General features: G+C 60.7%; 15 protein-coding genes. 8 read left to right on the plus strand and 7 right to left on the minus strand.

Annotated elements, in window-relative coordinates:
• Positions 1-40: 40 nt before the first annotated feature.
• Both RGR602_RS11900 and RGR602_RS11905 read right to left on the minus strand, forming a co-directional pair.
• A complete protein-coding gene (locus tag RGR602_RS11900; protein WP_170250983.1) occupies positions 41-706 on the minus strand; it encodes a TetR/AcrR family transcriptional regulator in 666 nt (221 codons plus the stop codon).
• A gap of 103 nt (positions 707-809) precedes the next feature.
• Entirely contained in the window at positions 810-1718 is a 909-nt protein-coding gene (locus RGR602_RS11905; RefSeq protein WP_039845277.1) for an AraC family transcriptional regulator, read from the minus strand.
• A gap of 265 nt (positions 1719-1983) precedes the next feature.
• Between RGR602_RS11905 and RGR602_RS11910 the strand changes: the two genes are divergently transcribed.
• Positions 1984-2355, plus strand: a complete 372-nt coding sequence (locus tag RGR602_RS11910) for a VOC family protein (protein ID WP_039845278.1) — start codon at positions 1984-1986, stop codon at positions 2353-2355.
• Between the two features lie 502 nt (positions 2356-2857).
• Positions 2858-3904, plus strand: a complete 1047-nt coding sequence (locus tag RGR602_RS11915; protein WP_039845279.1) for an NAD(P)-dependent alcohol dehydrogenase — start codon at positions 2858-2860, stop codon at positions 3902-3904.
• A 35-nt stretch (positions 3905-3939) separates the two neighbouring features.
• On the opposite strand, the gene RGR602_RS11920 is transcribed toward RGR602_RS11915, so the two are convergent.
• Together RGR602_RS11920 and RGR602_RS11925 are read right to left on the minus strand one after the other, a co-directional pair.
• On the minus strand, positions 3940-5205 hold the full coding sequence (locus RGR602_RS11920; protein ID WP_039845280.1) for an NAD(P)/FAD-dependent oxidoreductase: 1266 nt from the start codon (positions 5203-5205) through the stop codon (positions 3940-3942).
• A 116-nt stretch (positions 5206-5321) separates the two neighbouring features.
• Positions 5322-5786 carry an Lrp/AsnC family transcriptional regulator gene (locus RGR602_RS11925; protein WP_039846822.1) on the minus strand — a complete coding sequence of 155 codons (465 nt, stop codon included), beginning with the start codon at positions 5784-5786 and terminating at the stop codon, positions 5322-5324.
• A gap of 157 nt (positions 5787-5943) precedes the next feature.
• Here RGR602_RS11925 and RGR602_RS11930 point away from each other — a divergent pair, with 157 nt between their 5' ends.
• The 4 genes from RGR602_RS11930 to RGR602_RS11945 all read left to right on the plus strand — a co-directional run bounded on the left by RGR602_RS11930 (position 5944) and on the right by RGR602_RS11945 (position 9617).
• The gene (locus RGR602_RS11930) at positions 5944-6663 is read left to right on the plus strand and encodes an aspartate/glutamate racemase family protein (protein WP_039845281.1); all 720 of its coding nucleotides are present in this window, start codon (positions 5944-5946) and stop codon (positions 6661-6663) included.
• 65 nt (positions 6664-6728) lie between these two features.
• Positions 6729-7646, plus strand: a complete 918-nt coding sequence (locus RGR602_RS11935) for a bifunctional helix-turn-helix transcriptional regulator/GNAT family N-acetyltransferase (RefSeq protein ID WP_039846823.1) — start codon at positions 6729-6731, stop codon at positions 7644-7646.
• A 62-nt stretch (positions 7647-7708) separates the two neighbouring features.
• Positions 7709-8326, plus strand: a complete 618-nt coding sequence (locus RGR602_RS11940) for a TetR/AcrR family transcriptional regulator (protein ID WP_039845282.1) — start codon at positions 7709-7711, stop codon at positions 8324-8326.
• A gap of 82 nt (positions 8327-8408) precedes the next feature.
• A complete protein-coding gene (locus tag RGR602_RS11945; RefSeq protein WP_039845283.1) occupies positions 8409-9617 on the plus strand; it encodes an MFS transporter in 1209 nt (402 codons plus the stop codon).
• An 8-nt stretch (positions 9618-9625) separates the two neighbouring features.
• Here RGR602_RS11945 and RGR602_RS11950 read toward each other — a convergent pair whose 3' ends face one another.
• Positions 9626-10042, minus strand: coding sequence for a winged helix-turn-helix transcriptional regulator (locus RGR602_RS11950; protein ID WP_039845284.1), 417 nt, complete (start codon positions 10040-10042; stop codon positions 9626-9628).
• 113 nt (positions 10043-10155) lie between these two features.
• Here RGR602_RS11950 and RGR602_RS11955 point away from each other — a divergent pair, with 113 nt between their 5' ends.
• Positions 10156-11043: an SDR family oxidoreductase gene (locus RGR602_RS11955; protein ID WP_039845285.1), complete on the plus strand. Its 888-nt coding sequence runs from the start codon at positions 10156-10158 to the stop codon at positions 11041-11043.
• 323 nt (positions 11044-11366) lie between these two features.
• Here the strand turns inward: RGR602_RS11955 and RGR602_RS11960 are convergent, their stop codons facing one another.
• Positions 11367-12119, minus strand: coding sequence for a pyridoxine 5'-phosphate synthase (locus tag RGR602_RS11960; RefSeq protein ID WP_039845286.1), 753 nt, complete (start codon positions 12117-12119; stop codon positions 11367-11369).
• Between the two features lie 428 nt (positions 12120-12547).
• On the opposite strand from RGR602_RS11960, the gene RGR602_RS11965 reads away from it, so the two are divergent.
• Positions 12548-13234: a MerR family transcriptional regulator gene (locus RGR602_RS11965; RefSeq protein WP_039845287.1), complete on the plus strand. Its 687-nt coding sequence runs from the start codon at positions 12548-12550 to the stop codon at positions 13232-13234.
• Between the two features lie 34 nt (positions 13235-13268).
• Here RGR602_RS11965 and RGR602_RS11970 read toward each other — a convergent pair whose 3' ends face one another.
• Positions 13269-14396 carry an ATP-dependent DNA helicase gene (locus RGR602_RS11970; RefSeq protein ID WP_039845288.1) on the minus strand — a complete coding sequence of 376 codons (1128 nt, stop codon included), beginning with the start codon at positions 14394-14396 and terminating at the stop codon, positions 13269-13271.
• Between the last annotated feature and the right edge of the window lie 99 nt (positions 14397-14495).

Raw genomic sequence — 14495 nt, forward strand, 5'->3', positions numbered from 1 at the left:
TCCCTTTTGCTTGTCGTGTTGATGTGTAAAACAGCGGAACTCAGCTCAGCGCCGGCATTTCCGCTAAAACCTTCTCCGTGCCGTAGAGCCGGAGGAAAGCAGTCACCGCCTTCTCCGCCTGCCGCGCGGTATCCTTGAGACCTGGCTCGCCGAGCAGCATGCGCACATGCAGGTCAGAGACGATCAGGCCGTAAAGCGTGTGATAGGCCTCGTCGGCATCATAAAAGCGCAGCAGCCCTGCCCGCTTCCCCGCATCGATCAGCGCCATGGCGCGGCGGTCGATCTGGCGGCGGCCGCGCTCCAGAAGCAGCTTGCCGAGCTTCGAGCCGTCGCGATGCGACTGGCCGATCGCCAGCCTGTTTAGCGCCAGCGAAACATCGCCGGCCAGAACCTCCAGCAGGTCGCGTGCGAAGAGGACGACATGGTCATGCAGACTCGTCGCCGTCAGCCGTTCGCCGTTGCGCTCGAACGTGCGCACCTTGCTGGCCTGATAGGCAATCATCGCCGACAGCAGGCCATCGCGGTCACCGAACCATTTGTAGAGGCTTTCCTTGGAGCAGTTGGCAGCGCGTGCGACGCCCGACGTCGTCAGCGCCTTCTCCCCGCCATCGACAAGGAGTTGCAGCGCCTGCTCCAGAACGGCGTTCTGACGGGGCGAAAATTCGCTGGGCTCCAAGGTTTCGACAGACACGATATGCGCTCCCAAAATACGTACCGTACGGTACGGTTCGTGGATGCTTATTGCGCAGTCGTTCTCGCCCGTCAAGAGGGGGCGAGAACGAAGCAAAAATTTACTGCAGCCGGCCGCTCTATTCGGCAGCGGTCGCCGAGCGCTCTGCCTCGACGTCGCGCGCAGGCGAGATGCCGTAGAGACGGCTGTATTCCCGGCTGAACTGCGACGGGCTTTGATATCCGACGCGATGCCCGGCCATTCCGGCATCCAGCCGCTCGATCAGCATCAAGCGACGCGCCTCGTGCAGGCGGAGCTGCTTCTGGAATTGCACCGGCGTCAGCGCGGTGACGGATTTGAAATGATGATGGAACGACGAGACGCTCATGCCAACAAGCTCGGCGAGCGCTTCAATCCTTAAGGGTCTTGCATAATTTTCCCTGAGCCATCCCACGGCGCGGGCAATCCTGTTGCTCTGGCTTTCTGCGAGCGCAATGTTCAAGAGGTGTGGGCCGACGGGCCCGGTCAGCACGCGATAGAGGATTTCCTGCTCGATCAGCGGTGCCATGGCAGCGATATCATTTGGACGGTCGAGCAGGCGCACCAGCCGCACGGCCGCCTCCAGCAGTTCCGGCGGCGCGGCGTTGACCGCCATGCCCCGCAGCCCCTCGGTGTGCGCCGCTGGACGCGGGATATCGACGCGGCGCAGAAGCGCAGCAACCCTTTCGGCATCGATCGCCATTGCAAAGCACAGATGGGGCGCGTCCGGGCTTGCCTCCGTGACGCGCCACGCGACCGGAAGGTCAAGTGACGTCAAAAGATAGTCGCCGGTGCCGTAGTTCAGCGTTTCCGTCCCGAGCCTGACGCTCTTTGCGCCCTGCAGCACCATGGCGACGCACGGTCGGTAGGCCGAGTGAAAGGGTCCCGCCGGCTTTGAACGGCGGCTCAGGAAGAGGTTGCCAATGGCCGTCGCGAACTCGCCCTCCCCGGATGTATGGCGCGCCGCGATGGACGAGATTTCCTGATAAGGGTTGAAGGGCAATGTCATGGGATAACTCGTTGTGAGATGGCGCAGGTCCACCTTATCTAAGCTTCACGGCAGCATCCTACAAACCCGAAGTCGCATTATCAGGTCTCAGGAAGGAAGCGAGTGGCCGCCACTGCGAAAATGGACCGCTGGGACAGCCCGGCGTCAGGATCGGCCGTTGCGGCATTCGCGAAACCTCCTATTGTGCCAAGTTGCAAAAGCTCATGCGGAACACGCTTTGGTCAGTGCGTTGCGGCAATGAATTTGAGCCTATCGAGAGGAAAAGATGCGTTTTATCAATCCTATTCCTTTCGTTCGCGACATCGATCGGTCGAAAGAATTCTACAACAAGCTGCTCGGTCTGAAAATTATCGAGGACGCCGGAAATTTCGTCCTTTTCGAAACCGGCTTTGCAATCCATGAGGGACGATCGCTTGAACAAACGGTCTGGCGCCGGACGCGTGAGGGAGCCCAATCCTATGGGCGAAGAAACTGGCTCTTGTATTTTGAAGATGGCGATGTCGATGCCGCCTTTGAAAAGATCGCGCCGCATGTGGAGTTGATCCACCCCGTAGAAAAACAAGCGTGGGGACAGAGGGTCTTCCGTTTCTACGATCCGGATGGGCACGCAATAGAAATTGGCGAGCCACAGAGCTGAAGAGGAACATTTGACTCTGAACTGGCCGGATTATCCTGACAGGTCAGGTGAACCCTGAGCGCGAAAGCAGCCTTCGAATTGGAGACGCTAGTCGCTCGATACGGCTGCATTTTCGTCTGTGAAGAGCGATTGCGGCGTGCCACGAGTGCACCGCCGACAAGGGCAGCTGATCGGCTGAGACGCGGGCTGCTGGATGAGGCAACAACTCAAAGGTTGCTAACTCTCCTCAGGCCGGTTCAAGAAACGGTCGAGGGGAAGAGCACCACAGCCAGTCGGTCGTGGAAACGCGTCGGTCCCGCTGGTTCCGCTAATCATCATCCTTTAGCACGGCGCAGCACACCTGAATGACAGCGCCGAAGCTGCGGACTTCCGCCAATAGCATTTGCTGGCGGTAACGGATTTGCAGGATCGTGCAAAAAGCTCGCAGGATTGCTCTAACGCCTCTTAGCAGTTTCGATGCATCGTCCGGCCGTCCAATTCCTCAAATCAAAGGAAGATTCAGATGGCTATTGCAAAAGGCTATGCCGCCACTGACGCGTCAAAACCGCTGGCGCCCTTCACCTTCGAACGCCGTGAACCGAATGACGATGACGTCGTCATTTCCGTCCAATATTGCGGCGTCTGCCATTCCGATATCCACCAGGCCCGCAACGAATGGGGCAATTCGCGTTACCCGATGGTGCCGGGCCATGAAGTTGCAGGTGTGGTTTCGGCTGTCGGCTCGAAAGTCACGAAGTTCAAGGTCGGGGACCGCGTCGGCGTCGGCTGCTTCGTCAATTCCTGCATCGGCTGTGCCACACGCGACCTCGACTACGAGCATTTCTTGCCGGGGCTCACCCAGACCTACAACGACGTCGAAGCGGACGGCGAAACGCCGACCTACGGTGGCTATTCCGACTCGATCGTCGTCAAGGAAGGCTATGTCCTCTCCTTCCCGGACAACATCCCGCTCGATGCAGGCGCGCCGCTGCTTTGCGCAGGCATCACGCTCTATTCGCCGCTTCGTCACTGGAGGGCCGGCCCCGGCAAGAAGGTCGCAATCGTCGGCATGGGCGGTCTCGGCCATATGGGCGTCAAGCTCGGCGCCGCCATGGGCGCGGACATCACCGTGCTCAGTCAGACGCTGTCGAAGAAGGAAGACGGCCTGAAGCTCGGCGCCAAGGACTATTACGCGACCAACGATGCCGAGACCTTCAAGACGCTCGCCGGCACCTTCGACCTGATCATCAATACGGTCGGCACGGCGATCGACTGGAACGCCTACCTCAACCTCCTGAAGTTCGACGGTTCCATGGTGCTCGTCGGCGTTCCGGAACATGCCGTTCCTGTCCACGCCTTCTCCGTCATCGCCGGCCGCAAGAGCCTTTCCGGTTCAATGATCGGCTCGATCAAGGAAACGCAGGAAATGCTCGATTTCTGTGGCGCGCACAACATCGTCTCCGAAATCGAGAAGATCGCCATCCAGGACATCAACGAAGCCTACGAGCGCGTCATCAAGAGCGACGTGCGCTACCGCTTCGTCATCGACATCGCCTCGCTGGCTGCCTGACAACGGAAGGGCGGCTCACCCGAGCCGCCTTTCTCTTAATTCTCTTCCCGCATGGTTTCCTTCTGGGTGATCAGCCGCGCGCTGTGCTGACCGCTCAGATAGATCCACAGCCAGCTCCAGGCAACGGCAAAGCGCGAGCGCGTCCCGATCAGGAAGTAGATATGGGCAATGCCCCATATCCACCAGGCGATCCACCCTTTCAGCTTGATCTTGCCGAAGTCGATGATGGCAGCGCTTTTCCCGATCGTCGCAAGGCTTCCCTGATGCCAGTACCGGAAAGGTCCGGGCGCCGGCTTTGCCTGTAGGCGCGCGCGGATGACCTTTGCGACGTAAGCGCCCTGCTGCTTGGCGGCAGGCGCGATCCCGGGCACCGGCTTGCCGTTGTTCTGAACGACGGACGCCGTATCACCGATGACGAAGACCTTTGGCAATCCCGGCGCGCTCAGGTCTTTTTCGACAATTGCCCGCCCTGCCCGATCGGCTGGACTATTTAGCCATTTTGCCGCAGGCGAGGCCTGCACGCCAGCCGCCCAGACGATCGTCTTGCTGGCAATGAACTTCTCGCCGACTTTCACGCCGGCGGCGGTGCAGTCCGTTACGAACTCGCCGAGATGAACCTCGACGCCGAGCTTTTCGAGCGCCTGCTGCGCATAAGCCGAAAGCTCCTCGGCGAAGCTTGAAAGCACCCGCGGCCCCGCCTCGATCAGCACGACCTTCGCCTTGCGCGTATCGATGTTGCGGAATTCCCGCGGCAGCGTCTTGCGCGCCAGCTCGGCGATGATGCCCGCAAGTTCCACTCCGGTCGGTCCTGCGCCGACGATTGCGAAGGTCAGAAGCGCATCACGCGTGACCGGATCGATTTCCGTCTCCGCACGCTCGAAGGCGAGCAGCACGCGCCGGCGGATGGTCGTCGCGTCCTCCAGCGTTTTCAGGCCTGGCGCAACGGGCGCCCACTCGTCGCGCCCGAAATAGGCATGCGTTGCGCCGGTGGCCAGAACGAGCGTATCATAACTTAACGTCAATCCGCTGCGTAATGTCACTTGCTTTGCCGCGGTGTCGACGCCGGTGACTTCGCCGAGCAGCGTCGTAACATCCGGCCTGTTGCTGTAGAGATGACGGATCGGCCAGGCGATCTCCGATGTCGATAGGATCGTCGTCGCGACCTGATAGAGCAGCGGCTGGAAGAGATGGTGGTTGCGACGATCGACCAGTGTGATCTTGGCCCCGGTACCCTTGAGCCCGTTGACGAGTTGTAGCCCGCCGAAACCCCCGCCGACAACGACGATCCGATGATCGCTCATGACATAGCCTTTTTGCTGTTTGCTGTTTGCTGTTTGCTGTTTGCTGTTTGCTGACGCAAATGTCGCCCTTTGCAGGCAGGTTTCAACGGCCCCTTCAACATAGCTGCCGTGCGATCTTAATCGGCATAGCCGACCGGGATCGCGCTGCCGCTTTTCAATATCTCCATGGAAATCGAAGCCGAGACGTCGAACAGCTCGATCTTGCGGACGATCTGCTTGTAGATGACGTCGTAATGTTCGACGCGCGGCAGCACGATCTTCAGGATGTAATCCTGATTGCCCGTGAGCCGATGGGCCTCGACGATCTCCGGAATGCCGCTGATCGCCCTGCGGAACGTCTCAATCCATTCGTCGGAATGATGCGCCGTCTTGATCAGCGCAAAGACGGTGGTCGGCACGCCCATCCTTTTGCGGTCGAGCACAACGATGCGTCGGGCAATGTGGCCGCTTTCCTCAAGGCGCTGGATGCGGCGTGAACAGGCCGAAACCGAAAGCGCGACGCGCTCGGCAAGATCGCTGACGGAAATGCCGGCATCGGCCTGGAGAAGGTCGAGAATCTTTCTATCGCGATCGTCAAGCATTGCCATCTCTTTAATTGACGCTGATTTTTTGCACATTACCAAAATATTGCGCAAACTGATAGCTCGTCACTGCAATCAACGTCAAAGAATGCAAATATTCGGCGCAGCGACTGAGGCATCCTTTCGGCCTCAGAAATCAAAAAGCAGGAGCGTGGAAATGCAGACAATCGGCCTGATCGGCGGCATGAGCTTTGAAAGCTCGGCGATCTATTATCGTCTGGTGAACGAGATGGTCCGCGAACGCCTTGGCGGTCTCGCATCGGCCGAACTCGTCATGCATTCCGTCAATTTCGAAGAGATCGTCACCATGCAGAAGGCCGGCGACTGGGACGGCGCTGCAGCACGCCTCGGCGATGTAGCGCTTCGCCTGCAGACCGCCGGCGTCCGCTGCGTACTCATCTGCACCAATACCATGCACCTGATCGCCGATCAGGTGGCATCGCGCCTCTCGGTTCCGCTGATCCATATCATCGACGAGACGGCGAAGTCGCTCAAGGCGGCCGGGCGCAAGCGTCCGCTGCTGCTCGCAACCCGCTACACGATGGAGCATGGCTTTTACGCCGACCGCATGAAGGGCGTGGGCGTCGACGTGACGGTCCCGGATGCAGCCGACCGCACTGTCGTTCACGACATCATCTTCAACGAACTTTGCGCCGGAAAGGTGCTCGACAGTTCGCGGACGAAGCTGATGGACATCATCGAACGCGAACGCGCCAAAGGCGCCGACAGCATCATTCTAGGCTGCACCGAGATCTGCCTCATCCTGGACCCCGGCAAGCTGCCTCTGCCCGGCTTCGACACCACGGCGATCCATGCAAGGGCGGCCGTCGATTTTTCAATCGGCAAGGAGCGGAGCGATGAAACAGAGGCTGCATAACATGCAGCTTACTTGACTGAGTCAATCAATTGCAGGACAAGGTCTCCTATCAGGAGATTTTGTCCATGCCCGATTCCTCCCTTATCGATGCCGCCCGCGACTTCAATCGCTTCTACACCAACTTCCTCGGCGTGCTGAACAAAGCCTATCTCGACTCGCCGTTCACCCTGACGGACGCACGGGTGCTGTTCGAAATCGGCGCGCATGACGGAATCAGCGCCGTCGCGCTCGTCCGCGACCTGCATCTCGATCCCGCCTATCTCAGCCGCATTTTGAAGCGCTTCCGCAGCGACGGTCTCATCGAGACGAAGGCCGATCCCGCCGATCTGCGCAGCCAGATCATCACGGTCACCGGCAAGGGAGGCGAGCAATTGCAGGAACTCGGCCGCCGCTCGAACGTGCAGATCGCCGAACGTTTCGATGCGCTTGCCCTTGGCGAGTCGCAAATCGTCGTCAACGCGATGCAGACCATCCGCTCGCTGCTCGACCCGGGCGTCAAACGGTCCCCTGCGGTCATCCGCGCACATAGACCCGGCGATATCGGCTGGATCGTGCAGAGCCAGGGCAAGGCCTATGCCGAGGAATATGGCTGGGACATGCGCTTCGAGGGCCTGGTGGCCGAGGTCGCCGGCAAGTTCCTGGCGACCTTCGATCCGGCGATGGAATATTGCTGGATCGCCGAGCGCAATGGCATCAACGTCGGGTCTATTCTTGTGACGAACGGTGGCGACGGCGTTGCCAAGCTCCGCCTCCTCTATGTCGAGGAGGCCGCGCGGGGGCTTGGTCTCGGCAAGACGCTGGTCGACGAGTGCATTCGCTTCGCGCGGGCGAAAGGTTACCGCCAGACATCGCTCTGGACCAACGACGTTCTGCACGCCGCACGCAGCATCTATGTCAAAGCCGGTTTCCGTCTTGTCTCCGAAGAGAGACACCGCATGTTCGGGCCAGAGGAAAACGGCCAGACCTGGGTTCTCGACCTCTGATGCTGTCGTGCCGCAAAAGTTTCGCTTGATTTGGAAACGATCATTTCCTAATTACGTGAGCCATGACGACGGCAACTCTCGATGACAAAAGCCGAACCCGCGGCAGGCCGCGCGAATTCGACATGGACGCAGCGCTCGACAAGGCGCTCTGCGTCTTTTCCGAGCGGGGCTACCACGCAGCCTCGATCAGCGAATTGACGGACGCGATGGAGCTTACCTCCGGCAGCGTCTACAAGGCCTTCAAGGACAAGCGCGGCATCTTTCTTGCCGCCTTTGACCGGTACCGCGCCGTGCGCCGCGGCCTGCTTGATGAGCGCTTGGGCAGGGTCGAGACCGGCCGTGACAAAATCCGTGAAATCCTGCGCTTTTACGCTGCGTCATCGCATGGCGACATCGGCCGGCGCGGCTGCCTCGTCGTCGGTAGCGCCAACGAGCTTGCGATCTTCGACGAGGAGGCCGCGGAGCGCGTCGCGGCTGCTTTTGCCGCCAACGAAGACTTGCTGCTGAACCTCATCCGGCTCGGCCAGTGCGACGGCTCGATCCCAAAAATGCTGGACGCTGTAACGGCTGCCCGCGCCCTGCTCTGCCTGACGAAGGGCATGCGCGTCGCCGGCAAGACGGGCCGCCGAGAGGACGACATGACCGCCGTGGCGGACGCCGCCATAAAACTTCTCGACTGACAGCGCTTCGCCCGCAACAAGCGGGTGGCGCAGAACGACTTCAAGACCGATCCTCCCCCAGATCAGCATACCGGAGTTTTTCATGAGTATTTCAACTGCAACGAACGAGGCCGCTATACCCCGGGCGATCTCGCCTTTTATGACATTCCTTTTCGCGGCCGCCTGCGGCCTCGTCGCCGCCAACCTCTATTACGGCCAGCCACTGGCCGGCCCGATCAGTGCCGATCTCGGATTCACGCCGGCAGCCACGGGCCTGATCGTGACGCTGACGCAGATCGGCTACGGTTTCGGCCTGCTCCTCATCGTGCCGCTCGGCGACCTGCTCGAAAACCGCCGCCTCGTGCTGATGCTGATCCTAGTATCGGCAGTCGCGCTCATCGGCGCAGCACTCTCCTCAACGCCCGCCCTGTTCCTGCTGGCCTCGCTCTGTATCGGCCTCTCTTCGGTCGCGGTGCAGGTTCTGGTGCCTTTCGCCGCCCATATGGCGCCGGATGCGATGCGCGGCCGTGTCGTCGGCAACGTCATGAGCGGCCTTCTCTGCGGCATCATGCTGGCCCGTCCCTTTGCGAGCTTCATCGCCGAAGCCTCGTCGTGGCACATGGTCTACTACATCACCGCAGTCGTCATGGTCGGGCTGGTCCTCATCCTGCGCGCAAAGCTGCCGGTTCGCATCCCGCACACGAAGCTCGGCTACGGCGCATTGCTTGCCTCGATGCTACACCTTGCGATGACCTCCCGCATCCTGCAGCGCCGCGCGCTCTATCAGGCCGGAATGTTCGGTGCCTTCAGCCTGTTCTGGACGACGACGCCGCTTTTACTTGCAAGCCCGGCTTTCGGCCTAACCCAGAACGGTATCGCGCTCTTCGCGCTTGCCGGCGCTGCCGGTGCCGTCGCCTCGCCGATTGCCGGACGCCTGGCCGATCGTGGGTTGACGCAGATCGCTTCTGCCTTTGCCATGCTCATCGGCATGGTGTCCTTCGTCATCAGCCATTTCGCAGCCGACGGCTCGCCGACCGCGCTTGTCCTTTTGACGGCAGCCGCGATCCTTCTGGATTTCGGCGTGACGACCAATCTGGTCTGCGGCCAGCGCGCGATCTATGCGATCAGCGCCGACCACCGAAGCCGGCTGAACGGTCTTTACATGGCGACCTTTTTTGCCGGCGGCGCTCTCGGCTCCGCGCTCGGCGGCTGGGCCTATGCGGCAGGTGGATGGACGATGACAGCCTGGATCGGCTTCTGTTTTCCGGCTTTCGCCTTCCTGCTCTTCCTCACCGAGGGGCGCGGAAAGTAAGCTGCGCCTCAACCTTCAGCAGTGTCGAAGCGGGCGCGAGCGTCGCGAACGGCGTCATGATTTGCTTCCGCCCAGTTCAAAAGCAGCGCCAGCGTGGCGTAAAGCGAGCGCCCGAGTTCGGTGACCCGGTATTCGACGCTTGGCGGCTTCGTCGGAAACACCTCCCGCTCGATATAGCCTTCGCGCTGCAGGTCGCGCAGCGTCTGCGTCAGCATCCTCTGCGAGATATCCGGTATCTTCCGCCGCAGCTCGCCGAAACGGTATGGCCGCGCGGCAAGCGCTTCCAAAAGCAGCGTCGACCACTTGCCGCCGATCTGCTGCATCATGTCCCGGACTGGACAATTGCTGAAATCGAGACTCCCCAGATCGATCTCCCGGCGGATGCCGGGGGCGGGCTTGCTCTTTAGATTGAGGACAGCGCTCATATGGGATGGTTCCCTTTTGGTAACGTAGAGCGGAAAAACTGCCTTCTTTACAGCTCGAAGTCAATTCCTATTCTAGAGCTGCTCTCTTTTTGAGACCATATAGAGGAAGACCTATGAGCGAAACGATTCTCGTCACCGGCGCGGCCGGCCAGCTTGGCCGGCGCGTCATTCATCACCTGCTCGAAACCTACAAGGTTCCGGCCGGAAGCATCATCGCCGCCACCCGCGACCCGGCGAAACTCGCGTCGCTCGCCGCCAAAGGCGTGGCCACCCGCAAGGCCGATTTCGACGATGCGGCAAGCCTCGAAGCCGCTTTCAGGGGCGTCGATCGCCTGCTGATCATCAGCACCGACGCGCTGGCCGTCCCCGGCCAGCGTCTGACGCAGCACAAGGCCGCCGTGGAGGCTGCGGCAAAAGCCGGCGTGAAGCACATCGCCTATACCTCGATGCCCTCGCCGGACAAGTCGCTCGTCACTTTCGCACCGGATCACCTCGGCACCGAGAACGCCATCAAGGCTGCCGGCGTTCCCTACACGATCATCCGCAACGCCTGGTATTTCGACAACTATCTACACGGCATGCCGCATAACCTGCAGTCCGGCAGCTGGTACACGGCAAGCGGCGACGGCAAGGTTTCCAATATCTCGCGCGAAGACTGCGCATTGGCAATTGCCGCCGCCCTCGCCTCCGCAACGGGTGAGAGCGCGACCTACACGCTGACGGGCAGCCAATCGCTGACCGCCGACGAGATCGCCGCCGGCATCGCGGCTGCTGTCGGAAAGCCTTTGCAGGCCGTCAAGGTCAGCGACGAGCAACTCGGCCAGAGCATGCGCGGCGCAGGCCTTCCCGATTTTGTCGCCGACATGCTGGTCTCAGCCGACGCCAACATCCGCGCCGGCAACTTCGACCTCCTCACAGACGACTTCAGGGCGCTGACCGGCAAGCAGACGCAGAAGCTCGACGACTTCTTCGTTGCAAACAAGGCGGCTCTGCTGACGTAAGCGTCGGTTTCTGCCTCATCAAGAGTTGATGAGGAGGGCAAGGCGGGCATCTCCTGGCACTTCAATCGCAGCCAGGAGCGGCAAACAGGACGCCGCTGTCTTGCCCTGCCCTCCCTTTTCTCATTCGCGTGCCTTTCACAGGAATCGAGCGGAGCGCAGGACACTCCCTTCAAGGTATAAATGAGTCATTCGCCGCGAAGACGCGCCGTAGCTGGATCTCTGTGACAATTCTCGGGTCTCACCCGAGGACAGAGATGAGGAGATGAGACGTCGAGACCCTCTGCACTCTCGTTGCGCGCCCCCCGTTCGAAAGAAGAAGCACTTCATATCTTCTGCCCGCACGCACGGCAGAACCGCCGCACGGTTTGCGCCATGCCGTATTCCAGTGCATCCGCCGTCAGGCCGTGACCGATCGAAACTTCCGCAAGCGTCGGGATGCGCTTCACAAGCGGCGGCAGGTTGGCGACGGTCAGGTCGTGGCCGGCATTGACGCCGAGGTCGATTGCGAGTGCTGCGTCCGCCGTCTTGCCGAGCGCTTCGAGAATGGGGCTTGCCCGCTCCGGGGCATCGTAGCAGCCGCCATAAGGACCGGTATAAAGCTCGATCCGGTCCGCCCCCGTCGCCTTGGCGATCTTCACCGCCTCGGCATCGCCGTCGCCGTCGGCAAACAGCGAAACCCGGGTACCCATCTTCTTCAGTTTTGCGACGACATCCGTGAGAAAAGCCTGGTGCTTGCGGAAATCCCAGCCGTGGTCGGAGGTCGCCTGCGATGGATCATCAGGCACGAGGGTCACCTGCTCGGGCGCGGCACCTTTACAGAGTTCGAGGAATTCCTGCGTCGGATAGCCCTCGATATTGAACTCGGCCTCCGGAAACTCGTCGTCGATCAGATTGCGGATCACCGGCAGGTCAGAGAAGCGGATGTGCCGCTGGTCGGGCCGCGGATGGACGGTCAGCCCGCTGGCCCCCGACTGCAAGGCGATGCGCCCCAGCGCCTCGACGCTCGGCCAGGGCAAATCGCGCCTGTTGCGAAGCATGGCGATGGCGTTGAGATTGACGGAAAGCGTCGTCGGCATGTCGATGATCCATTCAGTGCGAAAAGCGTGAGCTGCTTTTTATGCCAATGGGCCCGGCGAGGCCAACGAGATTCGCATATGACTGCATGCAAATCTGTGATGGACGACCGCATGGTCGCAAAGGGTCTACGGCAGGAGTATTTCCCATTCGGCCGCAAGAAATTCAGCCGCCGCGGGCACCCTATCCGGCCAACGTTACGTTGGATATAAGTTTTCGGGCGCTGCGTTGCTATCCTATTTAAAAGCGATTATTTTTAGCACTTACAAAAATGTACGTTCACGCATAACGTGAGAATAAGTATCGAGTAAGTACGCCGCGTACTGCTTCTTCCCGACGACAAGAACGCCTCGAGGAATCACCACTCCGCAGCGCCTTCGAAGCAACTGGCAAAACCGCATGAGGTGCAACTTTTGCCCCAGGAGGGTTCATGCCAGACGGTACCAAACGTGCCGCCGCCGGTAAGTCTTCGGAGCGCCGGTCCAGATACCGGTTCCTGCCATCTGCCGCACTGCCGCCGGATTTGCCTGAGGGACCGGTGCCTATCGCCGAGATGGCGAACGCATTCGGGGTCACGCACAGGACGCTGCATTTCTACGAAGAGAAAGGATTGCTGTCGGCAAACCGTATCGGCCTGATGCGCGTTTATGGCGAGGACGACGTGATGCGCATGGCCGTCATCAACGTCTGCCGCGAAACCGGAATGCCGATTGCGGTCGTTCAGGAACTGATGGACGAATTGCGCCGTGCCTCCTCGCAGGAGGAAGCAGAGGCAATCTTCCAGGAGGCACTCGCCGTGCGCAAGCGCGAGCTGACGGCGGAAATGTCGACGCTGCACCGTCAGCTGCAACAGGTGAGCGATTTGCTCGACCCCGACGCCAGCAGCGAGATACCGCCGCTGAACGACAACGAGGATCAAGCCTCCCTTTCGGATGAGGAACTGCGCTGCCTCTCGTTGATGGCCGAAGGCTTCTCGACGCAGCGTATCGCCCGCGCGCTTGACCTGAAGCATGACGAAGCACAGGCGCTCGAAGCTGACATCATCCTGAAGTTCCGAGCAAACAACCGCTTTCAGGCGATCACCAAGGCAGTGCTTCTCGGCATCGTCAAGGTATAACGTTCTGGCAACGGCCGCCGCCGTTTCCGCAGCTTCACCGCACGATCGTCAGCGTCTCCGCCGCGCGCGTTATCGCCGTGTAAAGCCAGCGTTCGCGCGTATCGCGGAAGGCCCAACTTTCATCGAAAAGCACGACATTGTTCCACTGCGAGCCCTGCGCCTTGTGCACGGTGAGCGCATAGCCGTAATCGAATTCGTCGTAGCGCTTGCGCGTATTCCACGGGATTTCGCCTTCGACATCCTCGAAAACCTGCTTCAGCAGCTTGATCTTGGCCGCGCCGCGATCCATGTCGTCGTCTTCCGGCCGCACGAGCAGGTTGATGCCCGGCTTCGTCGTCTCCTTCGATGACGTCATGACCTGCCAGAGCGAACCGTTGAGCAGCCCCTTGGCGGGGTCGTTGCGCAGGCAGACGAGCTTGTCGCCCGTCTGCGGATAATCCGCCGAAAAGCCCTTCAACTCCCGCAGGCGCTGGTTATAGCGGCGCCGCGTGCGGTTGGTGCCGACAAGCACCTGATCTGCATCGAGCACCAGGGCCTGGTTGACTTCGTTCTTGGCGATCACCTGGGCGGTGCCGTAGTCGCCATACATGATCTCGTTGCCTTCGCGCACCTGCATCGCAAGCTTAATGATCGGATTGTCGCGCGCCTGGCGGTGAATGTCCGTCAGCAGGTAATCCGGCTCCTGATTGGTAAAGAAGCCGCCGCCCGAAACCGGCGGCAGCTGTCCGGGATCGCCGAGCACCAGGATCGGTGTGCCGAAGCTCATCAGGTCCTTTCCAAGCGCCTCGTCGACCATCGAGCATTCGTCGACGATGATCAGCGCCGCCTTGGCGACCGGGCTCTGCCGGTTGATGGTGAACATCGGCGTCATCGAGGTCTTGCCGGTTTCCTCGTCCTCGACAGCCTCTTCCCCACGCGGGCGATAGATCAGCGAATGGATGGTCTTGGCATTGCTGGCACCGCGCGATCGCAACACTTGCGCCGCCTTGCCGGTAAAGGCGGCAAACAACACGTCGCCATCGACATTCTCCGCAAAATGCTTCGCGAGCGTCGTCTTGCCCGTTCCGGCATAGCCGAACAGACGGAAGAGCGGCGAGCGGCCCTCCTTCAGCCATTTCGAAACGGCCTTCAGGGCTTCGTCCTGTTGCGGAGCAAATTGCATGGGAGCGACTTGGCAGGATTCGCAGCCGCGAAGCAAGGTGGAAAAGTGCGCCCGCAGATTGCTGCCGGGCGATTGCCTGCTTTCAGCCGCTTGAACGCA

It is taken from the genome of Rhizobium gallicum bv. gallicum R602sp (assembly GCF_000816845.1).
GTDB classification, from domain to species: Bacteria; Pseudomonadota; Alphaproteobacteria; order Rhizobiales; family Rhizobiaceae; genus Rhizobium; species Rhizobium gallicum.